At 72.5% G+C, this 22185-nt stretch carries 17 protein-coding genes; 4 read left to right on the top strand and 13 right to left on the bottom strand.

Annotation, left to right across the window (positions count from 1 at the left end; translation table 11 throughout):
* The first annotated feature begins 48 nt into the window (after positions 1 to 48).
* Positions 49 to 1269, top strand: a complete 1221-nt coding sequence (locus AMIR_RS08750) for an IS4 family transposase (protein WP_015800580.1) — start codon at positions 49 to 51, stop codon at positions 1267 to 1269.
* Between the two features lie 248 nt (positions 1270 to 1517).
* Here the strand turns inward: AMIR_RS08750 and AMIR_RS08745 are convergent, their stop codons facing one another.
* The gene (locus AMIR_RS08745) at positions 1518 to 2477 is read right to left on the bottom strand and encodes a TolB family protein (protein ID WP_015800578.1); all 960 of its coding nucleotides are present in this window, start codon (positions 2475 to 2477) and stop codon (positions 1518 to 1520) included.
* Between the two features lie 95 nt (positions 2478 to 2572).
* On the opposite strand from AMIR_RS08745, the gene AMIR_RS08740 reads away from it, so the two are divergent.
* Together AMIR_RS08740 and AMIR_RS08735 are read left to right on the top strand one after the other, a co-directional pair.
* Complete coding sequence (locus tag AMIR_RS08740; protein ID WP_015800577.1) at positions 2573 to 3709, top strand: hypothetical protein; 1137 nt, start codon at positions 2573 to 2575, stop codon at positions 3707 to 3709.
* Entirely contained in the window at positions 3709 to 5106 is a 1398-nt protein-coding gene (locus AMIR_RS08735) for an O-antigen ligase family protein (protein WP_015800576.1), read from the top strand. Before AMIR_RS08740 ends, AMIR_RS08735 begins: the two co-directional genes overlap by 1 nt.
* A gap of 130 nt (positions 5107 to 5236) precedes the next feature.
* Here the strand turns inward: AMIR_RS08735 and AMIR_RS42640 are convergent, their stop codons facing one another.
* From AMIR_RS42640 to AMIR_RS08685, 10 genes are all read right to left on the bottom strand, one after another.
* Positions 5237 to 5842, bottom strand: coding sequence for an acyltransferase (locus tag AMIR_RS42640; RefSeq protein ID WP_015800575.1), 606 nt, complete (start codon positions 5840 to 5842; stop codon positions 5237 to 5239).
* Entirely contained in the window at positions 5839 to 6936 is a 1098-nt protein-coding gene (locus AMIR_RS08725) for a DegT/DnrJ/EryC1/StrS family aminotransferase (protein ID WP_015800574.1), read from the bottom strand. The genes AMIR_RS42640 and AMIR_RS08725 overlap by 4 nt, the downstream gene beginning before the upstream one ends.
* Positions 6933 to 7589: a NeuD/PglB/VioB family sugar acetyltransferase gene (locus AMIR_RS08720; protein ID WP_015800573.1), complete on the bottom strand. Its 657-nt coding sequence runs from the start codon at positions 7587 to 7589 to the stop codon at positions 6933 to 6935. The genes AMIR_RS08725 and AMIR_RS08720 overlap by 4 nt, the downstream gene beginning before the upstream one ends.
* A 14-nt stretch (positions 7590 to 7603) precedes the next feature.
* Positions 7604 to 12448 (bottom strand): DUF4082 domain-containing protein, encoded by a 4845-nt coding sequence (locus AMIR_RS08715; RefSeq protein ID WP_245554595.1) that lies wholly within the window; start codon positions 12446 to 12448, stop codon positions 7604 to 7606.
* A gap of 281 nt (positions 12449 to 12729) precedes the next feature.
* On the bottom strand, positions 12730 to 13845 hold the full coding sequence (locus tag AMIR_RS08710; protein ID WP_015800571.1) for a DegT/DnrJ/EryC1/StrS family aminotransferase: 1116 nt from the start codon (positions 13843 to 13845) through the stop codon (positions 12730 to 12732).
* Positions 13842 to 14816 carry an SDR family NAD(P)-dependent oxidoreductase gene (locus tag AMIR_RS08705; RefSeq protein ID WP_015800570.1) on the bottom strand — a complete coding sequence of 325 codons (975 nt, stop codon included), beginning with the start codon at positions 14814 to 14816 and terminating at the stop codon, positions 13842 to 13844. The genes AMIR_RS08710 and AMIR_RS08705 overlap by 4 nt, the downstream gene beginning before the upstream one ends.
* On the bottom strand, positions 14813 to 15415 hold the full coding sequence (gene rfbC, locus AMIR_RS08700) for a dTDP-4-dehydrorhamnose 3,5-epimerase (RefSeq protein WP_015800569.1): 603 nt from the start codon (positions 15413 to 15415) through the stop codon (positions 14813 to 14815). Before rfbC ends, AMIR_RS08705 begins: the two co-directional genes overlap by 4 nt.
* A complete protein-coding gene (locus AMIR_RS08695; protein ID WP_205590411.1) occupies positions 15412 to 16485 on the bottom strand; it encodes a Gfo/Idh/MocA family protein in 1074 nt (357 codons plus the stop codon). Before AMIR_RS08695 ends, rfbC begins: the two co-directional genes overlap by 4 nt.
* Positions 16486 to 16505: 20 nt before the next feature.
* Positions 16506 to 18062: a sugar transferase gene (locus AMIR_RS08690; RefSeq protein WP_084798828.1), complete on the bottom strand. Its 1557-nt coding sequence runs from the start codon at positions 18060 to 18062 to the stop codon at positions 16506 to 16508.
* Between the two features lie 1278 nt (positions 18063 to 19340).
* Positions 19341 to 19616: an RNA-binding S4 domain-containing protein gene (locus AMIR_RS08685; RefSeq protein WP_015800566.1), complete on the bottom strand. Its 276-nt coding sequence runs from the start codon at positions 19614 to 19616 to the stop codon at positions 19341 to 19343.
* A 117-nt stretch (positions 19617 to 19733) separates the two neighbouring features.
* Here AMIR_RS08685 and AMIR_RS35420 point away from each other — a divergent pair, with 117 nt between their 5' ends.
* A complete protein-coding gene (locus AMIR_RS35420) occupies positions 19734 to 20564 on the top strand; it encodes a DUF742 domain-containing protein (RefSeq protein ID WP_162945214.1) in 831 nt (276 codons plus the stop codon).
* Here AMIR_RS35420 and mug read toward each other — a convergent pair.
* Together mug and AMIR_RS08670 are read right to left on the bottom strand one after the other, a co-directional pair.
* Complete coding sequence (mug, locus tag AMIR_RS08675) at positions 20502 to 21104, bottom strand: G/U mismatch-specific DNA glycosylase (RefSeq protein ID WP_015800564.1); 603 nt, start codon at positions 21102 to 21104, stop codon at positions 20502 to 20504. The genes AMIR_RS35420 and mug overlap by 63 nt on opposite strands.
* A gap of 283 nt (positions 21105 to 21387) precedes the next feature.
* The gene (locus AMIR_RS08670) at positions 21388 to 22011 is read right to left on the bottom strand and encodes a copper resistance CopC family protein (RefSeq protein ID WP_015800563.1); all 624 of its coding nucleotides are present in this window, start codon (positions 22009 to 22011) and stop codon (positions 21388 to 21390) included.
* Positions 22012 to 22185: the final 174 nt, after the last annotated feature.

Raw genomic sequence — 22185 nt, 5'->3', positions numbered from 1 at the left:
GGTGACTTAAGCGTCGATCGGGTAGGTTGTGGGTCCTGGAGGTCCTGGATGCCACGGCCTGGGCAGGTCAAGCCGGAGACGGATGCGCGGTTGTCGGATCGGATCGCGATCGGGTTGTTGACCAGGTCGTTTCCGCCGGAGTTGGTGGATCGGGTGATCGCCGAGACCGGTCGGGAAGGGCAGCGTGATCGGTTGTTGCCGCCGAGGGTGGTGGTGTACTTCGTGTTGGCGATGTGCCTGTTCTCCGGTCAGGGTTATGAAGAGGTGGCCCGGTTGTTGACGGAGGGGTTGTCGTGGGCGGCGCGATGGTCGAAGCCTTGGCGGGTGCCCACGACGGCGGCGATTTCCCGGGCTCGGGTGAAGCTTGGCGCGGCGCCGCTGAAGGCGTTGTTCGAGCAGGTCGCGCGGCCGTTGGCGGAGCCGACCACGCGTGGTTCGTGGTATCGGACCTGGCGGGTGCTGGCGGTCGACGGCACGACCTTCGACGCACCGGACACGCCGGAGAACGTCGAGCGGTTCGGCCGGCCGGGCAGTGGACGGGCGGCGGCGCGGGGTGATCGGGCGGCGTTTCCGCAGGTGCGGGCGGTGGCGGTGGCCGAGTGCGGCACGCATGCGATTGTCGCGGCCACCCTGGGCCCGATCACCAAGGCCGAGGCCACCCTCGCCCGGGACCTGTTCCCCGGCCTGGGCGAGGGCGAGCTGCTGATCGCCGACCGCGGGTTCGCCGGACTGCCGTTGTGGCGGGCCGCCCGCGCCAACGGAGCCGATCTGTTGTGGCGGGTGCGCGCGAACGTCGTGCTGCCGGTGCGCGAGGAGCTGCCCGACGGTTCGTATCTGTCGGAGATCGTGGCCACCGACGACCACTACCGCCGCAAGGACCCGGTGACGGTGCGGGTGGTCGAGTACACACTGGACGACCCGGCACGCCCCGAACACGATGCGCCGTATCGGTTGATCACCACGATCCTGGACCACCGCAAAGCTCCTGCACGCGAGTTGGCGGCGTTGTACTGCCAACGCTGGGAGATCGAGACCGCGCTGGACGAACTCAAGACCCACCAACGCGGCCCCGGACAGGTGCTGCGGTCCCGCTCGCCCGACGGGGTCGAGCAGGAGGTCTGGGCGCATCTGCTGGTGCACCACGCGATCCGGTCGCTGATGCACACCGCCGCCACCGATGCGGGCCTGGATCCCGACCGGCTCTCGTTCATCCGCACCCTGCGCCTGGCCCGCCGCCAGACCGCCGCCCAGGCCGCTTTTTCCCCCTGACCGATTAGCCTGGGCCCTGCTCGACGGGGTCCGCGAGATCCTGGCCCGCCTCCTGCCGGAACGGCGACGACGCAGCAACCCCCGCGTGGTCAAACGCAAGATGTCCAACTACAAGCTCAAACGCACCGAGCACCTGACCCGGCCACAACCAACCGGGGACTCCGCCGAGGCACTTCGGATCGCACCGCACTACCGCACCGTCTCCGTCAACAAGCAGCCCAAACCACTCTAAGTCACTGGTATTGCACCTAGATCGGCGACGGCGAGGTCGCGTCGCGCACCAGGATCTCCGCGTCCCGCGACCCGTCCACCGGGACCACGTGGATCGCCGCCAGCTTCGCGTCCTTCGGCACCGCCGCGAACGCCACCCTGCCGCCGTCCAACCACGTCGCCTGGTCGTCCACCCCGGCGGTCCCCGGCAGCCTCAGCTCCTCCCCGCTCGCCAGATCCAGCACGGCCAGGTCCCACGGCCCCAGCCTGCCGATGCGCTTCTTGTAGGCCACCTTCGTGCCGTCCGGCGAGATCGACGGGCACTCCGCGTCCCTGCGCTGCGACACCACCCGCTCCGCCGCCAGGTCGCCCTTCACCAGCCAGGTGTACCCGCCCGACGCGAGCGTGGCGTAGAAGGTGTTGTCGTCGTCCGCGACCGTGAGCCCCCAGTAGTTCGCGTCCTGCGCGGTCAGCACGGCGCCCTCGACCTCGGCGGTGAAGTGCTCCAGCGAGTCCACCGACTTCCCCGTGCGGACGTCGTAATAGCCCGTACGAGTGGAAAACCCGCCCGGAACGAGGTACGAGTCACCGGTCACGAACGAGGTCCACGACACCACGTTGCCCGACTTGGAGACCTTCGCGCGGCTCGGGACGCCGGGCAGCGGAACGGTCGCGAGCACCTTCCCACCACGGCTGACCTCGGCCGCGTAGACGTTCGGCCCCGCCAGCCTCAGGCACACCGTGGTCCCGCTGGAGCGGTAAACCCGCTGGCACTGGAGGTCCGTGTCGTTGCGACCGGACGGATCGGCGAGGCTGGTCTCCTGGACCCGGCTGCGGCCGTCCGCGAGCTCCACGAACATCAGGTCCGGCTCAGCCGAACCGGCCTGGACCTGCGGAGAGGAGTCCTCCACCACGCCCACGACATAAGCCGCGCCTGCACCGACGACCAGTAGAATGGCGGCCACGGCCAGCAGGACGCGTCGCCAGCCCACATCCATCACCACCTGTAACGACACGGGCCGAAGCGGCCGATTCCCAGAGTAACAAGACTCAGTGGACCCCTACCCTGGGTGAAGCGCGGATCGGGGAGCGGATGGACTTCTGGGGCGCGTTGCGTGTCCTGCGGCGGCGGTGGTACATCGCCGTGCCGTCCGCGGTGGTCGCGGTGGCGATCGCCGCCGCGGTGTTCCTGTCGATCCCGACGAGGTACCAGTCCTCGGGCGTGATGGTGCTGACGACACCGGCGGCGGGCGGCACCTTCTCCGAGAAGGTCAGCCCGCAGGACGCGGTGAGGATCAACCCGCTGCTGGCGTTCGACGGCAGCCTCGCCACCACCTCGCAGATCCTGGCGCAGATCCTGACCGACCCGAAGACCCGCGAGTCGCTGGGCGTCACGGCGTCGTCGAAGGAGAACTTCACCGCCACCGGCGGTGGGCAGAACGGCCCGTTCCTGTTCGTGACCGGGGACGGCGACACCCCGGAGACCGCCGAGGCGATGGTGTCGACGGTGCTGGGGTTCGCCTCCACGCAGCTGGAGGAGCAGCAGCGGCAGCTGAACGCGCCCACGTCCACGTTCATCACCTCGCAGGTCATCGTCACGCCGACCAAGGCGGAGGCGCAGATCGGCGGGAAGGTGCGCTACGCGGGCGCGGCGCTCGTCGTGATGATGCTGCTGACCACGGCGGCCACGTTCGGCGCGGAGAGCGTGCTGAACCACCGGCAGCGGCGGCGGGACGCGGCGAGCGCGGCAGGCGGGAACCCGACCGAGGGGGACGACGGCGAGCGGGACCTTGACCGGGACCCCGACCGGGACCCCGAAGCGGACGGCGCGGAGGAGCCCGGTGGTGCGGGTGCTCGCCACGGGGGTGCTCGCCACGGGGGTGGCCGCTCGGAGGGCCGCCGCGAGCGGGACGACCAGGCGCAGCAGGGACTGTCCACTCGGGGCGGCCGGCTGCCCAAGCGGGCTGAGCGGGAGCGCGCCCAGGGGTACGACGACGCGGCGTGGCCGCAGGACGAGCCCGAGCACGGGCACGAGGACCCGGAGGACCGGGGCCCACAACGCCCCGGCGGCATCCCCGGCCCGCAGCTCGCCCCCCGCCCCGGACGGGCGCCCTCCGACGACCTGACGGTGAAGGTCCAACCCACCACCGCCAGCGAGCGGACCCTGCGCATCTCGGCCACGCACAACCCCGTCCACCAGGGTTGGCCCGGTCCCGAAGAAAACCGGTAGTGGAGCGGATCAGGCAGCGGGCCGACGGGGCGACCCTCGTCTGCCTGTACCTGCTCGCGCTGCTGGCCATCCCGGCGCGCCTGGTGCTGTCGTTCGTGCCGATGACGCTGCCGCCCGCGCTGGTCGTGGCTCTGGTGCTGGGCGTGCTGTGGCTGTCCGCGCAGATGGTCGACACGCTGAACATGGGCAAGGGCCGCAACGCCCTGCGCACCGCCGTGGCGATCTACCTGACGCTGCACCTGTGCACGTACGCCGTGGCGACGCGCCGCTTCCTGCCGATCGACGAGCTGACCGTGGCGGACAGCGGCATGGTCCGGATCGTGGCCACGGCCAGCGTCGCGATCTTCGCCTGCGACGCCGTCCGCACGCGGGAGCGGCTCGACCGGGTGATGAAGCTGATCCTGGTGTGCACGGCCGGGATCGCGTTCGTGGGCCTGGTGCAGTTCGGGCTGGGGATCGACCTGGCCGGGTACGTCTCCATCCCCGGTCTGCGGGCGCAGGAGAACGTGTACGCCGCCATGGAGACCCGGTCGATCTTCCGGCGGCCCACCGGGACCACGAACCACCCCATCGAGTACGGGCTGGTGTGCGCCATGTCCGTGGGGATCGGGGCGCACTACGTGTTCCAGTCCCGCGACGAGGGCAAGCCGTACGTGCGCTGGCTGGTGTGCCTGGCCCTGGTCGGCCTCGGGGCGATGACCGCGCTGTCGCGGACCGCGATCCTGGGCATGACCGTCGCCGGGGTGGTCATGGTGGCGACCATGCCCAAGCGGCGGAAGCTGACCGTGGTGCTGGTCGGCGGCGGGTTCTTCCTCGGGGCGAGCCTGGTGGTGCCGGGCCTGTTCGGCACGTTGCGCGGCATGTTCTCGAACATCAGCGACGACCCGAGCGTGAAGGCCAGGACCTCGGACTACGAGGCGGCGAACGAGCAGATCGCGCTGCACCCGCTGCTGGGCCGGGGGTTCGGGACGTTCCTGCCGACCAAGAACCCGATCCTGGACAACCAGTTCCTGCTGACGATGATCGAGAACGGCTACCTGGGGCTGTTCGCGCTGGTCGGAATGTTCCTGGCGGCGTGCTACGCGGTGCTGCGGACGCGGCTGCTGAGCTCGGACGAGAACGTGCGGGGCATGGCCGCCTGCCTGCTGTCGGCGGTGCTGGTCGGCGGGATCGCGTCGGTGACGTTCGACCTGCTGGCGTTCAGCATCGCCACCGGGATGGTGTTCGTGATGCTGGGGCTGAGCGGCGCGGCGCTGCGGATCGCCCAGGCCGAGGCCGCCGAGCGCGGCTGGGCGCCCGCGCCGGGACGCGGGCGGCTGGGGGGCAAGCTGAAGACCGCGCCCCGTCTGCGGGGCAGGTCCACCAAGCCAGAGGAAGCGGACGCCGCCGACGGATGATCTTCGGCGGGTGACCGCCGACCGCGCCGGGGAGGTCTCCCCGGCGCGACCGGCGGCTCCGCGGGGTCTCGGTCGGCCAGGCCCGGCCTGCCGAGAGCACCGCGATCAGGGGAGCACCACGCTCAGCCGATCAGGACGCCCGCGTCAACCCGCCGACGCCACCGCCACCGGCACCACCGCCGCCAGCACCACCGCCACCATCCTCCCGGTACGACTTCGCGCAGTCCGGGCAGGTCAGCGCCTCGGACAGGCGCTGCCCGCACTCGCACACCCACCCCTTCACCCTGGCCGGGTTGCCCGCCACGAACGCGTGCGCCGGGACGTCCCCGGTCACGACCGACCCCGCCGCCGCGAAGGCGTGCGACCCGATCTCCACGCCGCACACCACCACCGTGCCCGCCCCCAGCGTCGCCCCGCGGCGCACCAGGGTGGTCAGCAGCGCCTCCCCGGTCCGCTTGATCGCGGCCCTGGGTCGCAGGTCGTTCGTGAACAGCACGTTGGGCCCGAGGAAGACCTCGTCCTCGCAGGTCACCCCGTCGAAGACCAGCGTCCCGTTCTTGACCGTCACCCGGTCCCCCAGCACCGCGCTGCCCTCCACGAACGCCCCGTCGCAGATGTTGCAGTCGCGCCCGATCCTGGCTCCGGGCAGCACGTGCGCGAACGCCCACACGCGGGTGCCGTCGCCGACGTCCTCGCTCTCGCACAGCCCGTTCGGGTGCACCCGCACCCCGCTCACAGGGCGGCCTTCAGCGCGGCCACCACGCGGTGCTGCTGCTCCTCGGTGATCTCCGGGAACAGCGGCAGGGAGAGGATGCCGGCGGCCACCGACTCGCTCACCGGGAAGTCCCCCGCCCCGTGCCCGAGCGAGGCGAAGGCTCCGGTCAGGTGGACCGGGGTCGGGTAGTGGATGCCCGCGCCGACACCGGCCTCGTGCAGCGCGGCCAGCACGCGGTCGCGGTTCGGGACCCGGACCACGTACAGGTGCCACACCGGGGTGTTGCCCTCCAGCACCTCCGGCGCCAGCACGTCCGGCAGGTCGGCCAGGAGCTCGGCGTACCGGGCGGCTGCGGCGCGGCGGGCCTCGTTCCAGCCCTCCAGCCTGCGCAGCTTCGCGGACAGCACCACCGCCTGCAGGGTGTCCAGCCTGCTGTTGAAGCCCAGCGCCGGGTGCTCGTACTTGCGCGGGGAGCCGTGCTCGCGCAGCAGCCGGACCGCCTCGGCCAGCTCGGCGGACGAGGTCAGGACCGCGCCGCCGTCGCCGTAGGCGCCGAGGTTCTTGCCGGGGTAGAAGCTGGTCGCGGCGATCTCGCCCAGCCCGCCCACGGGGACGCCGAAGCGGGACGCGCCCTGGGCCTGCGCGGCGTCCTCCACGACCGGGACGCCGGGCGCGGCGGCCCTGACCAGCTCCACCGGGGCGGCCTGGCCGTAGAGGTGCACGGGCAGGACGGCCCTGGTGCGGTCGGTCAGCGCGGCCGGGATCTTCTCCGGGTCGATCAGGCCGGTCCCGGCCACGCAGTCGACCAGCACGGGGGTCGCGCCCGCGCGGGCCACGGCCTCGGCGGTCGCGATGAAGGTGTTGGCGGGCAGGACGCACTCGTCGCCGTGGCCCACGCCGAGCGCGCGCAACGCCAGCTCGATGGCGTCGGTGCCGTTGGCGACGCCGACGCAGTGCGCGACGCCCTGGTAGTCGGCGAACTCGGACTCGAACGCCGCCACCTGCGGTCCGCCGATGAACGCGGTGCGCTCCAGCACCGCGGCCCACCCCTCGGCGACCTCGTCGGCGACCTGGGCGTGCTGAGCGCGCAGGTCCACCAGCGGGATGTCGATCACGTGCGGTTCCCCTCTCGAAGGATTCGCCTGGCCGGGACGCCCGCCCAGACCTCGCCCGCGGGCACGTCGGCCAGCACGACCGCTCCCATGCCCACGACTGCGCCCGCGCCGATCGCGAGGCCCTCCCGGACGGCTGCGCGCTGTCCCAGGTAGGCGCTCTCCCCGACGCGGACCGCCCCACCCAGCGACGCGCCGCCGGCGAAGGTGACCCCGTCGCCGATCTCGTCGTCGTGGGTGATGATCACGTGCGGCATGGCGACCACGTGCGCGCCCAGGCGCAGCGGGGTGGTCACCACGACGCCTGCGAGCAGGACCGTCCCCGGACCGATCACGCACCCCGGCGCGACGTGCGCGCCGGGGTGCGTGATCGTGCCGTACCGGTCCTGCCCCAAGCCGAGCTTCCCGGCCAGCGCGAGCCGCCCGAGCGGGCGGCGGGCGCTGGCGACGCACACCACGACGGCGGCATCGGGGTGCTCGTGCACGAGCTCGGAACCGCCCAGCACGGGCAGGCCGTCGAGGGCCTGCCCGTGCTTGGTCGGATCGTCGTCGAGCGCGCCGAGCGGTGCCCACTCCCCCGGTGCGAGGCGGGCGGCGGCGAGCACCTCGCGCGCCAACCCCCCTCCCCCGACCAGCAGCAGCGGTCGCGGCGTCATGCGGCCCCTCTTCCTCAGGCGGTCGTGTAGACCACGTCCACCCAGTAGTTGTTGCCCTGGTAGCTGTTCGTCGGGAACCCGCCGCCCGGCTGGAAGAGGCCGTTGCGGCTGAGCTCGTCCGTGGCGGGCGAGGACAGCTTCGGCGTGTCCACGGCGTAGCCGCCGAAGTAGCCCTGGTTGATCGCGAAGTGCCCGTTGGGGGCGCTGTAGGAGGCGATGTACGTCGTCCCCGCGGTCACCTGGAGCGGCTCGGCGAAGGTGAGCGTCTGCCAGCCGGTGGCGGTCTCGTCGGTGAACGTGCCGGTCTTGAGCGAGGTCCCGTCGGTGCTCCACACCGTGCCGGTGTGGGTGCCGGTGTTGCCCGCGCCCTTGTAGAACCGCACGCCGGTGACCTTCCCGTCGGCCTTCGGGGTGAACCGCACGCCGAGCTCGTAGCTGCCGCCGTCGTCGGCCGAGGTGGTCGACGGGACGGTGGCCGCGCTGAACAGCGAGCACGGGCAGGTCTGGTCGGCGGACGTGGTGAACGACCAGGTGAGCGGTTCGGCCATGATGTTGCCACCGTCGTCGGCCGCGCGCGCGGTGACGACGTGCCTGGTCGTCGGGGTGAGGTCGGCCTTCGGCGTCCAGCTGACGGTGCGCCGGTCCCCGGACAGGGTGATCGTCCCGTCGATCCTGGCGCCGCCGCCGTCGGTGACCGCGAACTGGGTGTTGTTGGCCTCGACGGGCTCGTCGAAGCTCGCCGTCACGGTCGGGCGCAGGTCGACGCCGGTCGCGCCCGCCAGCGGCGTGTTGCCGGTGGCGACGGGCGGGGTGGTGTCGCTGCTCGGCGTGTAGACGACGTCCACCCAGTAGTTGTTGCCCTGGTAGGACACGGTCGGGAAGCCGCCGCCCGGCTGGAACACGCCGTTCGGGCTGCCGTCCCCGGTGCGGGGCGCGGTGAGCGGCGGCGCGTCGACGCCGGTGGCCTGGAAGTAGCCCTGGTCGATCGCGTAGTGCCCGTTGGGGGCGGTGTACGAGGCGACGTAGGTCAGGCCGGGCGCGACGGTCACCGGGTTGGTGAACACCAGGGTCTGCCAGCCGGTGGCGGTCTCGTTGACGAACGTGCCGGTGGCCATGCGGGACCCGGTGGAGGTCCACAGGGAGCCGGTGTGGGTGCCGGTGTTGCCCGCGCCCTTGTAGAACCGCACGCCGGTGATCTGGCCGCTCTGCGTCGGGGTGAACCGGACGCCGAGCTCGTAGCTGCCGCCGTCGTCGGCCGAGGTGGTCGACGGGACGGTGGCCGCGCTGAACAGCGAGCACGGGCAGGCCGCGGTGCGGGTGGTGGTGAACGACCACTCGGCGGGCGCGGCCATGGCGTTGCCGTTCGCGTCGGCGATCAGCGCGCTGACGCCGTAGCGGGTGTTCGGCTGGAGCTTGCCGGTCGGCGTCCAGGTGAGGGTCTTCTGGTCGCCGGACAGGGACACCTCGCCGTGCAGCTTCGCGCCGCCGGGGTCGCTGAGCCAGACCTGCGCGGAGGCCGGGTCGACCGGCTCGTTGAAGGTCAGCGCGAGCGGCGCGGTGAGCGCCACGTCGGTGGCGTTCGGCGCGGGCGTGCGGGAGTCCAGGGTCGGCGGGGTGGTGTCGCCGTTGAGGCCGTTGCGGAAGACCACGTCGACCCAGTAGTTGGCGGAGTTGTGGCTGGCGTTCGGGAAGCCGCCGCCGGTGCCGTAGCGGAAGACGCCGTTGGGGCCGTCGACGCCTGCGGCGAGGGCGCGCAGGGCGCCGTAGGCCGCGGTCTGGCCGTTGAAGTAGCCGGGCGTGACCGCGTAGTGGCCCTTGGGCGCGTAGTACGACACCACGTAGGTGGTGTTGGCCTGCACGACCACCGGGGAGGCGAAGGTCAGGGTCTGCCAGCCCGAGGTGCTCTCGCCGGTGAAGACGCCGGTGGCCAGGAGCTTGCCGGTGGCGTCCCACAGGGAGCCGGTGTGGGTGCCGGTGTTGTTCGCGCCCTTGAAGAAGCGGACGCCCAGCACCTCGCCCTTGCCGTTGAAGCGGACCTTCGTGCCCAGCTCCACGGGGGTGGCGTCGTCGGCGCTCTGCGTCTCGGGCGAGGCGAAGTCGTCCCACACGGTGCACGGGCAGGCGGCGGGGCGGTGCGAGCCGGTGGTGAAGGTCCAGGTGTGCTCGGGCGTCTGGTTGCCCGCGGCGTCCTTGACCCGCACGGAGGCGGTGTAGGTGGTGCCGGTGCGCAGCTCGGCGGCCGGCGTGAACTGGGCGGTCCTGCCGTCGCCGGTGACCGAGGTCGCGCCCGCGACCTGCCCGTCGGGGCCGGTCAGGGTGAACTGGGTCGAGGCCGGGTTGAGGCCCTCGTCGTAGGCGGCGGACAGGGTCGGGGTGAGGCCGACGCTGGCCGAGGACGAGACGGGGCTGGTGGAGACCAGCTCGGGCGCGCGGGTGTCGGGGCCGGGGTCCGGCGCCCACACCACGTCGACCCAGTAGTTGGTGTCGAGCGAGCTGCGGTTCGGGAAGCCCGCGCCGCCGCGGAAGACGCCGTTGGCGTTGCCGAGGTCGCCGGGCGCGCCGCTGGGGCGCACGGTCTGCGGCGCGGTCAGCGGCTCCAGGTAGCGGGAGGAGAAGCTGAAGTACTCGGAGTCCGAGGCGAAGTGGCCGGTGGGCGACAGGTAGGACACGACGTAGGTGGTGTTCTTGTCGACCTTCACCGGGATCGGGAACGCCAGGGTCTGCCAGCCGCTCGCGGTCTCGCCGGTGAACGTGCCGGTGGCCAGCTGGCGGCCGTCGGCGGTCCACAGGGTGCCGACGTGGGTGCCGGTGTCGTTGGGGCCCTTGTAGAAGCGCACGCCGCGCACGTAGCCGTCGGTGCTCGACTGCCACTTGACGCCCAGCTCCAGGGCGCCGCTGTCGGCGTTGTCCGGGTTCTTGGGCTTGTCGGCGTCGGTCCACAGGCCGCACGGGCAGGTGCGGGCGCCGACGCCGGGGGTGGCGGAGACGGGGCTGGAGAGGTTGAGCGAGTCGTCGACCGCGCGGACCTGCAGGGTCGCGGGGCCGGACTTGGTCGGCGTGTAGGTGTAGCTCCAGGAGGTCTGGCCCGCGAGCCAGTTCGCCGGGTGCCAGCGGGTGCCGCCGTCGGTGGAGACCTCGACGCCGGTGACCTGGCCCGCCGCGTCGGCGACGGTGCCGGAGAAGGTGTAGGCGGCGCCGACGGTGGAGAGGGCGGGCACCGAGGTGAAGGCCGCGGTGGGCGCCTGGTTGTCGGTGATGCCGTCGGACTGGGTCAGGCCGGTCCGCAGGGTCGCGGCCTTCACGCCCATGTCGGCCAGGATGTTGACCGTGGCCTGCTGCATCCGCACGTCGGAGGTGGGCGTGTTGGTGAGGAAGGCGTGGTCGTCGTCCAGGCCCCAGGCCCACTGCACGGTGCCCGCGCCGAACACCAGCGCGCCGCTCCTCTGGTCCTTGTAGTAGGTCAGGGCGTGCGTGGCGGTGTCGGGGGTGTAGTGGTCGCCGTAGTTCTGGAGCACGTACGGGCCGTCGAGCATGGCGACGGTGGTGCGGGAGAACTGGCCGACGCCCGCGGGCTGGAAGCCGTTGTCCGGCACGACGTTCCACTCGTAGCCGAGGGTGCCGGGCTGGAACGTGTAGGTGCTGCCCGCGGCCATGGTCTGCAGGTCGGTGTTGCGCCAGAGGCGCATCTTCCCGTACTGCGCGGGGACCTGGAGCGAGTCGTCGCGGCGGCCGTTGACGACGAAGATGTTGCCCAGCAGGGAGTTCTCGGGCCTGCCGCCGTCCTGCTCCGGGAAGCGCGGGTCGCGCCAGGTGCCGGTCCAGTCCGGGAGGCCGTCGTTCTGGGTGCCCTTGGTCTCCTTGAAGGAGGCGATGGTGCGCCAGTCCCGCTTCGTGCCGAACTTGCTGGCCTCCCAGCGGGTCTTCCAGAAGATCTCGTTGCCGGTGAGGAAGGCCAGGTGCACGCCTGCCGCGCGGGCGGCCTCGACGTTGGCGCGCTGCTCGTTCGACCAGTACTCGTCGTGGCCGACGGCCATGAAGACCTTCTGCTTCTTGATCAGCTCGCCGCGCCGGGCGCTGTCGACGTCCGTGGTGTAGGTCAGGTCGTAGCCGTTGGACTCCAGGAAGCGGAGCATCGGGTACTCGGCGTTGAAGATGAAGTTCTCGTCGCCGTCGCCGCCGGTGTAGGGGCGGTTGTAGCTGACCTTGTAGGCCTGGCCGCCCTGGCCGGGGCCGTCGCCGAAGTAGAGGCTGTTGCCGCCGTAGCGGTTGTAGGCGACCCAGGTGGAGTCCGAGGTCTGGAACATGACCTTGCCGGTGGCGGTGTCGTCGCGGACGACGAACGCCAGCTCGTTCACGGCGGGCTGGTCGGCGGGGACGTCGGTGCGGCTCATCCGGGCGTAGTAGATGCCGGAGACGGCGTCCTGCGGGACGGTCCACGTGGTGGAGACGGCCCAGTTGCCGCAGTCGATCAGCGCGGTGCCGGTCGGGTAGGTCGGCATCGGCGTGGTGTCGCGGTCGCAGGCGGGCTGGTTCTGCGGGGTGGTGCGGGTGGCGCTGCCCATGAGGCGGGCGCCCGCGCCGCCGTAGTAGCCCAGGCGGTAGAGGTCGATCCGGTACGAGGTCGCCGGGGTGAGCATCTTGAACTCGACGGTCTCGCCCGGCGCGTAGCTGATGTCGGTGGTGAACCCGAGGATCGAGTCGTCCTTGGAGGTGACCTGCCAGTCGGTCGCGCCCGGCTTGGTGTTCTCGCAGACGATCTTGTTGGCGACCGGCGCGTCGCAGGGCCCCGCCGCCTGGGCGGTGGCCGCGGTGAACACGACGATCGGCACGACTCCGCTCGCGACCACCAGGACGGCCAACAGGCCTCTCAGCAGACGCCCCGCTATCGACCCCACCATCGACAACTCAACTCCTCGAATGCACACGGTAGTGCGGCAGTCACTACTCCCCGTAGTGCAACCTTGTTGCTCCAAAAGTCGACTATCAGCTGCAACTTGTTACGCACCAATGCATCTCGGTTGGATGACAACACGGTGGAAAAACTGATCCACTACGCAGAGTGACGACATGGGGGTAGTCGAAAGCCGGCGACCGGGGTGGGTCCCCCGGTCGCCGGACTCCTCCGGCGCGGTCCGGGCCGCTAGGCGGTGGCGGCGGACAGCGCGGCGACGACCTCGTCCTGCTCCTCGTCGGTCAGCCCGACGAAGTGCGGCAGCAGGACGTGGTCGGCGGCGACCTTCTCGGTGACCGGCAGCACCGGGTTGTGCTCGCCGGCGTGGTACACGGGCTCCAGGTGGCAGGCGGTGATGCGGCGGGTGGCCACGCCCCGCTCGGCCATGGCGGTCATGACCGCCATGCGCTCGTGCCGGACCAGGCGCACCAGGTACGACTGGTAGACGTGGCCGTAGCCCTCCGGCTCGAAGGGCGTCACGACGGCGTCGTTGCCCTTCAGCAGCTCGTCGTAGCGCGCGGCCAGCGAGCGGCGGGTCTTGACGACGTGGTCCAGCTTGCCCAGCTGCACCACGCCCACCGCGGCCTGGATGTCGGTCATCTTGTAGTTGAAGCCCACCTCGTCGTAGCTCTCGGCGATGACCGCCGTCGAGGTGTGCCTGGCCAGCGTGGACACCGAGGCGGCGTGCGCGCGCAGCGCCCGCAGCCTGGCCGCCCACTCGTCGTTGTCGGTGGTGACGACGCCGCCCTCGCCGGTGGTGAGGATCTTGCGGGCGTCGAAGCTGAACACGGTCAGGTCGCTGATCGCGCCCAGCCGCACGCCGTCGATCGTGGCGCCGTAGGCGGGCGCCGCGTCCTCGACCAGGAACAGCCCGTGCTTGTCCGCGATCGCCCGCAGCGCCTTGAGGTCGGCGGGCAGCCCGATCTGGCTCGCGGGCATGATCGCCCTGGTGCGCGGGGTGATCAGCTGCTCGACGTGCGCGGGGTCGATGTTGTAGGTGCGCTCGTCGATGTCGGCGAACACCGGCGTGGCGCCGGTGTAGCGGATCGAGTTCGGCGTGGCGATGAAGGTGAACGACGGGCAGATGACCTCGTCGCCCTCGCCGATGCCGAGCGCGGCCAGCGCGAGGTGCAGGCCGGTGGTGGCGCTGTTCACGCTGACCGCGTGCTTCGCGCCGACCTGCTCGGCGACCTGCTGCTCGAACTTGCCGGCGCGCGGGCCGACCGACAGCCAGCCGGAGCGCACGGCCTCGGCGGCGGCGTCGGCCTCCTCCTGGCCGACGTGCAGGCGGGTGATGGGGATCATCGCTGCGCTCCCTGGAGTTCGTCCTGCCACCACGCGACGAGGCGGGTGAGTCCTTCGTGGAGTGACGTGGTCGCCTCGAACCCGATGCGGTCCTTGGCGGCCTTCGTGGAGGCGAGCCTGCGCGGGACGGCGTTGACCTTGCGCTCCGGGCCGTGCTCGGGGCGCAGGTCGGACCGGCCCATGACCTCCAGCAGCGCGTCGGCGAGCTGCGCGAGCGAGGTCTCCACGCCGGAGGCGACGTTGAAGATCTCGTCCGAGGCGTCGCTCTTCGCGGCGAGCACGTTGGCCCGCGCGATGTCGGTGCTGTAGACGAAGTCCATGGTCTGGCTGCCGTCGCCCAGGATCAGCGGCGGCGTGCCCTCGGCGATGCGCTCCATCCAGCGCACCAGCACCTCGGTGTAGACGCCGAAGACGTCCATGCGGGGGCCGTACACGTTGAAGTAGCGCAGGCCGACGTAGTCCAGGCCGTGCATCTCGTTGAAGCTGCGCAGCAGGCCCTCGTTGTAGACCTTCGCGGCCCCGTAGAGGGTGCGGTTGCCGAACGGGTGGTGGTCCTCCTCGGTGGGGAAGACCTCGGCCAGGCCGTAGACCGACGCCGACGAGGCGGCGACGACCTTGGTGACCTTCTTCTCCACGGCGGCTTCGAGCACAGTGAACGTGCCGGTGGCCAGCACGTCGTGCGCGAGCCGGGGCTCCTCGGCGCACTGGGTGATCCGGATGGCGGCCTGGTGGAACAGCAGGTCCACACCGTCCATCGTGGACTTGACCAGCTCCACGTCGCGGATGTCGCCCTCGACGAAGCGGACCTTGCCGCTGGCGTCGGCGGTGGCGAGGTTGGCCATGCGGCCGCGCACCAGGTTGTCCAGCACGACGATCTCGGCGACGCCCTCGTCGACGAGCTGGTCGGCGATGGTCGAGCCGATGAGGCCGGCGCCGCCGGTGATCAGGACTCGCGCGTCACGCAGGTTCACGCTTCAACTCCGTGGTGGAAGGCCGGGTTCTCCCGGTAGGCGGCGAGGCTCGGGTTGGCCGAGTCCTTCGCGGACAGCGTCGGGTCCTCGATCGGCCACGGGATGCCCACGTCCGGGTCGTCCCAGGCCAGCAGGCCCTCGGCCTCGGGGGTGTGGAAGCCGGTGGTCTTGTACTGGACCTCGGCGACGTCGGACAGCACCGCGAAGCCGTGCGCGAAGCCCGGCCCCATCAGCAGCTGGGTGCGGTTGGTCGCGGACAGCTCGATCCCGAACCACTTGCCGAAGGTCGGCGAGCCGACCCGGATGTCGACCACCACGTCCCAGATGGCGCCGACGGTGCAGCGCACCAGCCGGTGCTGCGGGGCGAGTCCGGTCTGGAAGTGCAGCCCGCGCAGCACCCCCCTGCTGGACCGGGAGTGGTTGTCCTGCACGAAGTCCAGGTGCAGCCCGTGCTGCTCCCAGCGGCGCTTGCTGTAGGACTCGAAGAAGAAGCCGCGCTCGTCCTCGAACCACTCGGGCTGGACCACGCGCACGCCGTCGATCTCCGTCGGCGTGACCGTCATGTCCATGCCCTGCTTGGGGGTGACCACCCCGCTCATGCAACCGCCTCTTCCCACTCGGCCGGGCGACGCGCGTCCCGGACCCTCACGAACTCCCCGCCCCCGGCGAGACTCGCCGAGGCCGCCTCAAGGATGGCCAGCACGCGCAGCCCGGACCAGCCGTCGGTCAGGGGAGCGCGCTTCTCGGTGATGGACGCGGCGAACTCCGCCATGACGCCGCGCAGGGCCTCGCGCTCGGGCAGCGCGGGCGCGACGGTCTCGCCGCGGCGGTAGGAGATGATCGCCTGCCTGCGCTCGGCCTCGCCCAGGTCGGCCGGGGTGAGGTCGGCGCCGCGGTCGTGCACGGAGATCCGCTGCACGATGTTCAGGTCGTCCCACACGACGGTGCGGCGCGAGCCGCCGACGATCATCGTGCGGATCTTGGTGGGCGACAGCCAGTTGACGTGCACGTGCGCGAGGACGCCGTCGGACAGCTCCAGGGTGAGGTGCCCGATGCAGGCGCGACCGGCGCCGATCGGGTCGGAGCCGTGCGCGGCCACGCGGGTGACGTGCACGCCGTCGGGCAGGATCGCGTCGAAGATCGACAGGTCGTGCGGGGCGAGGTCCCACAGCACGTCCACGTCCGGCTGCACCAGGCCCAGGTTGACCCGCACCGAGTCCAGGTACTGGACGGTGCCGATCTCGCCGGAGCGCACCAGGTGGCGCAGGTGCTGCACGGCCGGGGTGTAGCAGAAGGTGTGGTCGAGCATGAGGGTCAGGCCCCGCTCCTCGGCCTCGCGGACCAGCCGGTGGCCGTCCGCGTAGTTCGCCGCGAGGGGCTTCTCCACCAGCACGTGCTTGCCCGCGCGCAGGGCGGCCATGGCGACGGGCAGGTGGGTGGCGGCCGGGGTGGCGATGGCGACCGCGTCGACGGCGGGGTCGGCCAGCACCTCCTCCAGCGAGCCGGACACGCGGACCGTGGAGTAGCCGCCGAGGACCCGGTGGGCCTTGTCGGTGTCCAGGTCGCACAGGTAGCGCAGCGTCATGGCCGGGGTCGCCTGGGCGTTGCGCACCAGGTTCGGGCCCCAGTAGCCGGCGCCGATGACGGCGACGCCGATCGGCTGGTCCATCCGGTTCTCCTCAGCGGTCATCAGTAGGCCCCCTGACCGCCGAAGACGGCGCGGAAGGTCTTCCACAGGATCAGCGCGTCCAGCGCGAGCGACCAGTCCTCCACGTACCGCAGGTCGAGCCGCACGGACTCCTCCCACGACAGGTCGCTGCGCCCGGAGACCTGCCACAGGCCGGTCAGACCGGGCTTGACCAGCAGTCGGCGCCGCACGTCGGGGCCGTACTTGGCGCTCTCCTCGGGCAGCGGCGGCCGGGGACCCACCAGCGACATGGTCCCTCCGAGCACGTTGAGCAGCTGGGGCAGCTCGTCCAGCGAGTAGCGGCGCAGGACGCGGCCGACGCCGGTCACCCTCGGGTCGCGGCGCATCTTGAACAGCACGCCGGAGCCCTCGTTGACCGACTGGAGCTGCGAGCGCAGCGCGTCGGCATTGGTCACCATCGTCCGGAACTTCAGGATCGTGAAGGGAACGCCGTCCTTGCCCACGCGGCTCTGCCTGTAGAGCACCGGACCCCGGCTGTCGATCATGATCGCGACGGCCACGGTCAGCAGGACCGGGGCGAGGAGGGTGAGCAGGACCGCCGAGCCGAGGCGGTCGAAGGTGGCCTTGACCACGCGGCGGAAACCGGTGAAGACCGGCTCGGACACCCGCAGCAGCGGCATCCCGAGCACGCCGGTGACGTGCAGGCGCGGTCCGGCGAAGTCCATCAGGGCGGGCGCGACGACCATCTCGGTGCCGGAGCCCTCCAGGTCCCAGGCGAGCTGCTGGAGGCGCTTGGGCGTCCAGTAGGCGTCGGGGGTGACCGCGACGATGCGGTAGCCGCCCCGGCGCACCTGCTCGGCCAGCTCGCCGAAGCGGCCGACCACGGGGATGCCGTCCACCTCGACGCCCATCTCGGCGCGGCCGTCGACGGTGCAGATCGCGTCGACGCGCCAGCCCAGGTGCGGGGCGCGGCGGGTGCGGCCGATCAGGTCCTTGACGGTGTCGACGTTGCCCGCGGCCAGCACCGGCAGCAGGCAGCGGCCCTCACCGCGGGCGCGGTGCAGCGGGCGGCGCAGCGCGTAGCGGACCGGGAAGGCGACCAGCGCGACCGCCGGTCCGACCAGGAACACCCAGCTCCGCCCGCCGGGCAGGCCCACCGCCAGCGCGCCCAGGCCCATGACCACGACGGCGGAGCCGATCGCGCGGCCCAGTCTTCGGAACTCCTCGGCGCCCTGCCCCAGGACGGACGCGCTCCAGACCCGGTTCACGCACAGCGAGCCCACGACCACCACGACGGTGACCGCTTCGAGGGCGACGAGGTGCAGCGGGCCGAACGTGACGTGGTTGACCGACATGAGGTAGCCGGCCAGCAGGACCACCAGGAGGGTGCAGAGCAGGTCGGCGGCGATGACGCTGCGCCGGTACGCCGGTTCCCAGCGGTTCACCGGCGGTTGGGCCTGCGGCGGGGACTGCGGCGACTGCTGCCGCGCGGCCGGGTGGGCACGATGGGCGGCGGTGCGACGTGCGCTCCTCGTGCGGTGGGTAGGCGCCACCCCGACGACGGCTCTGCGTCGTGTGGGCTGGACCTGCTCGCTCATCGTGGTAGCTCCCCCGGTTCGGGCGATCCGGACTTGCACGTTCGCAGGACATCTCCGACAGACCCCGCGCGTTGTGTTGGCAAATGCGTCGGGGCGATTTCTCACCCCGACAAACCGTCATTCGCTGAGGCGGGCGCGGGCGTTACACGGACAGTGAAGGGCGTCGACGGGTGCGATTCCTCACGGGGCGCTGCGACCACCCAGGAGGGTCAGCGGGTGACGTCGGGTCACGGATCATGACCTGTGGAAAACCCTTACCGGTGGAGGTGGGAGGCCGTCCACAGTGGTCGGACGTGACACGCGCGCGCGGGCGGGCACATCCATCGGCGGTGGACCTGGTTCCGTTACAGGGAGTTTTGAAGGGTGGGATGAAACGTTCCGTTAATGCCGGACAAAGGCTCCCGAAGGGGCAACTCGGCCAGCGCGCGTGGCGGCCCGCAGTCACCCATTCACAGAGCGAACGCGCCTATTCGGCGCAACGGTCCCGGGCGTGGGGCAAATCTCACGCCGATCACTCCGCCGAAGGCGCGTGAGGCAGTTCACAAGGGGGAACCCGGAATGGAGTGCGCGGTTACCGGGAGGGGACGGGACATATGCGCAGTGCGATTGCGCGGGGGCGGGCGGCGGGAGGCGCGGGGGTGGTGCGGGTGGAGCAGCGGGAAGGGGCTTTCCGGGTGATCCAGCGGACCTCCGGGGGCCGAGGGGGCTGGTGAGCAGGGGCCGCATTTCGCGGTGCGGACCAGCGGGGGCGCGGGAAGCCGCACTATCGCGGGGAGGGCGGAGGGCGGAGCGGGGGCGTCCGGGTGGGGGCAATGCGGGTTCGGTGGTGGATTTGAGGGGGTGCGGGCGGCATGTGGGGGTTGCGGTTCGAGGGGGTGCGGGGCGGCCCCTGGAAGTGCCCAGGGGTGTGGATCTTGGTTTGGGCACGGGGGCGCACGGGTGGGCAGGGGCGTGCGGGGGTGTGACCGGGAAGCGGGCGCGAGGCATGGGGGCGGGCCGGGCGCGGGCCGGGGGGCGGGCCAGGCGCGGTATGAGCCGGGGCGGGCGCGGGCCGGAGTGAGGCGGGCCGGGCGCGGGCCGGGCGCGGGCCGGGCGCGGGCCGGGCGCGGGCCGGAGGGCGGGCCGGAGGGCGGGCCGGGGCAGGCGCGGGCCGGGGGTGGGACGGACGCGGCGTGAGCCGGGGCGGACCGGGCGCGTGGGGGTCGGCCGGAGCCGGGAGGCGGGCTCCCGGCTGCGGCTCGGTGCTCGGTGCTCGGTGTTCGGCGGGTGCGGCTCGGGTCAGCCGGCGTCGGTGTCGACGGTGGCGTCGACGGCCGGGTCGGCGCCGGCCTCGGTGGCGCGCGCGACCAGGCGGGCCTTCTCGCCGTCGACCGCGACGACGTCGCCGTTCTTGAGCTGCGCGCCGCGCCGGGACTCGGGCCGTCCGTTGACCGTGACCTCGCCCTCCTCGACGAGTTCCCTGGCGTGGGCGCCGTGCTCGGCCAGGCCCGCCAGCTTGAGGAACTGGCCGAGCCTGATCATGTCGTCGGCGATCTCCACTTCGCGGATGCGCATTGACCCATCCTCCCCCACCGTGCTCGCGCCACCTCCCGCGCGGGTCGGTAACGAGGAATCCACGAGGTCGAAACGCGGCCGTCACGGGCCGTGCGTGGTTCGGATTACCTTCACCAGGTGAGCACAGCCAGCTCGGATCGTGGTCCGGAGGGCGGTCGCAAGCGCCGTCGCTCGTTGCGCGGTGGTGAGGTGGGCTCCACGGGGGCCCGCTTCGGGTCCGCCGCGCTGCGGCGCGAACTGGAGGAGGACGGGGTCCCGGAGGACGACCCGGCCCCGCCCCAGCGCAGGCGGCGCTCGCTGCGCGGCGGGGGCGTGGGGAGCACCGGGGCGCGGTTCGGGCCGGCCTCGCTGCGGCGGAGCCTGGACGAGGACCCCGACACGGACGCCGCGGCGGTGGTCGCCCCCGAGGAGGGGGAGCGCACCGCGCCGTTCGAGGTGCCGCCCGCCGAGGAGTTACCGGGGCCCCGCGAGTCGGACTGGGGCTTGCCCGAGGTGCCGCTGTCCCGGACGTCCCCGGACGACCGGTGGGCGGCGGGCGACCGGTGGGCGCAGGAGCGGTGGACCGGGTCGCTGCCGGTGTCCGGTTCGGGGTCGGCTCCCCCGGTGGACGAGCCGGGGGCGGGCGGGGGTTCGCTGGTGCGGCCGTACGCGCGGACCGGTGGGCGCACCTCGGTCCGGCACGACCTGCGCCTGGAGACTTTGGTCTCCACGGTGAGCCCGCTGCTCGCGACGGGGGTGGAGCAGCGCGCGATCGTGGAGCTGTGCACCGCGCCCCGGTCGGTGGCCGAGGTGTCCGCGCTGCTGTCGGTGCCACTGGGCGTGGCCAGGGTGCTGATCAGTGACTTGATCGAGTTAGGCGCGGTGACCACGCACGAGGGAACGGGGTCACCGTCCGGGGTCGACCTGGCCCTGATGGAGCGGGTGCTCAGCGGGTTGCGGAAGCTCTGAGCGGAAGTCCCGGAAGATCGCGACGAGGTCGTCCAGCCGGTACCCGGCGTTGAGGCCGCTCGGGTTCGGCAGCACCCACAGCGGCGCGCCCGCGAGCTCGACGTCCTGCGGCCCGACGACGGCGCGCGGACGGCGGAAGGCCACCCGGTAGGCGCTCACCCCGACGACCCCGACCGCACCGGGCCGGTGCCGCTCGACGAGCCCGGCGAGACGCCCGGCCCCCGCGACCAGCTCGGCGGACCCCAGCTCGGCGGCCCGCGCGGTGGGACGCGCGACGAGGTTCGTGAGCCCGATGCCGAACCCGAGCAGCAGCGCCTGCTCGGAGGGCGCGAGCAGGCGGGGCGTGAACCCGGCGAGGTGCAGCACGCGCCAGAACCGGTTGCCGGGCCCCGCGTAGTGGTGCCCGGTGACGGCGGACCGCCCACCGGGGTTGATGCCGCACAGCAGCGCGGACAGACCGGGGGCGAGGAGGTCGGGCAGCGGACCGGGATCAGGGGCGGAGCCGCCGGGCGCGAGGCCGAAGGCCGCGGTGCCGGGCACGAGGCCGGAGGCGGCCGGATCGGGTGCGGCGGGGTCGGGGGCGGGTGCGAGGCCGGAGGCTGCGTCACGCGCGGGGCCGGGCGCGGTGCTCCCCGTGGGCGCGGTTCGACCCGACGGGGTTCCGGTCATGCGGGGCACGCTAGCCGGCCGGCCCAGCGCGCGACCAACCGACGCCGGCCCGCCCGGCACCCAGCCAAGTCGTGCGGGGGGCGAGCCGCTCGGCCCAACCGGCGCCAGCCCGCTCAGCGCCAACCCGCTCAGCTGCGGCCCGCCCGGCTCGCGTTCACCCGCGCTTGCGGGGTTTCGCCTGGTTGTCGTCGCGGCCTCGCAGCACCGCGACCAGCGCGAACCCGAGCACGATCACCGCCCCCACCCCGATCCACAGCCAGGCGGGCATGTCCTCGTTCTCGTTGCCCGCCCGGTTGTCGACCGTGCTGCCGATGGTCGGGCTCTCGCCGGTCGAGAACAGGGTCGGGGCGGCGGACTGCTGCTCGCCGGGGCTGTTGGGCTCGCCCGCGCCGGTCTGGCCGTCGTCGCCGAGGTCCAGGCGGAAGGCGACCTTCCCGGTGGCGTCGTGGCCGTCCTCGGAGCGCACGCGCCAGGACGCGGTGGTGACGCCGGTGCGGGCGGTGGCCGGGTCGAGCTGGACCACGAGCGAGTTGCCGTTGACCCGCACGGAACGCGGCTGCCACGCCTTGCCGTCCTGGCCGGTGACGCCCACCTCCGCGCTCTCGGCGGACACGGGTTCGCTGAACACGAGCGTGATCCGGTCGGGCGCGGCGGTCAGCACGGCGCCCGAGGCCGGGTCGCTGGAGACCAGCTCGGCGTGCGCGGACGCAAGCGCGGGAACCGCTACGCCCAGCACGACCAGGCAGGCCAGGAGCGCCGGGATCACCAGACGGGGCATCCGCCAGTTCTACCGCGCCCGCGCGAGGGCCGCCCGTCGCGCGGGCGGCCACGCGGAGCGGGCCGCAGGCCCGTGACCAGCGGCGGGACCGGGCAGCGCGCGAGCGGAGAACCAGCCGACCGGCGACACCCGCGCGGCGCGGCGCCGGCCGGCCAGGGTGCCCGGCCCCATCGG

Origin of the sequence: Actinosynnema mirum DSM 43827, from assembly GCF_000023245.1 — a bacterium.
GTDB classification, from domain to species: Bacteria; Actinomycetota; Actinomycetes; order Mycobacteriales; family Pseudonocardiaceae; genus Actinosynnema; species Actinosynnema mirum.
This window is presented reverse-complemented; position numbering and strand designations above follow the sequence as displayed.

What these genes read in the sequence shown, in the direction of transcription:
- rfbC (WP_015800569.1), bottom strand. Translation starts at nt 15,415, where the DNA reads ATGAGCGGGGTGGTCACCCCCAAGCAGGGCATGGACATGACGGTCACG.
- AMIR_RS08745 (WP_015800578.1), bottom strand. Translation starts at nt 2,477, where the DNA reads ATGGATGTGGGCTGGCGACGCGTCCTGCTGGCCGTGGCCGCCATTCTA.
- AMIR_RS08695 (WP_205590411.1), bottom strand. Translation starts at nt 16,485, where the DNA reads ATGGACCAGCCGATCGGCGTCGCCGTCATCGGCGCCGGCTACTGGGGC.
- AMIR_RS08720 (WP_015800573.1), bottom strand. Translation starts at nt 7,589, where the DNA reads ATGACGCCGCGACCGCTGCTGCTGGTCGGGGGAGGGGGGTTGGCGCGC.
- AMIR_RS08670 (WP_015800563.1), bottom strand. Translation starts at nt 22,011, where the DNA reads ATGCCCCGTCTGGTGATCCCGGCGCTCCTGGCCTGCCTGGTCGTGCTG.
- AMIR_RS08690 (WP_084798828.1), bottom strand. Translation starts at nt 18,062, where the DNA reads ATGAGCGAGCAGGTCCAGCCCACACGACGCAGAGCCGTCGTCGGGGTG.
- AMIR_RS08750 (WP_015800580.1), top strand. Translation starts at nt 49, where the DNA reads ATGCCACGGCCTGGGCAGGTCAAGCCGGAGACGGATGCGCGGTTGTCG.
- AMIR_RS08710 (WP_015800571.1), bottom strand. Translation starts at nt 13,845, where the DNA reads ATGATCCCCATCACCCGCCTGCACGTCGGCCAGGAGGAGGCCGACGCC.
- AMIR_RS08740 (WP_015800577.1), top strand. Translation starts at nt 2,573, where the DNA reads ATGGACTTCTGGGGCGCGTTGCGTGTCCTGCGGCGGCGGTGGTACATC.
- AMIR_RS08685 (WP_015800566.1), bottom strand. Translation starts at nt 19,616, where the DNA reads ATGCGCATCCGCGAAGTGGAGATCGCCGACGACATGATCAGGCTCGGC.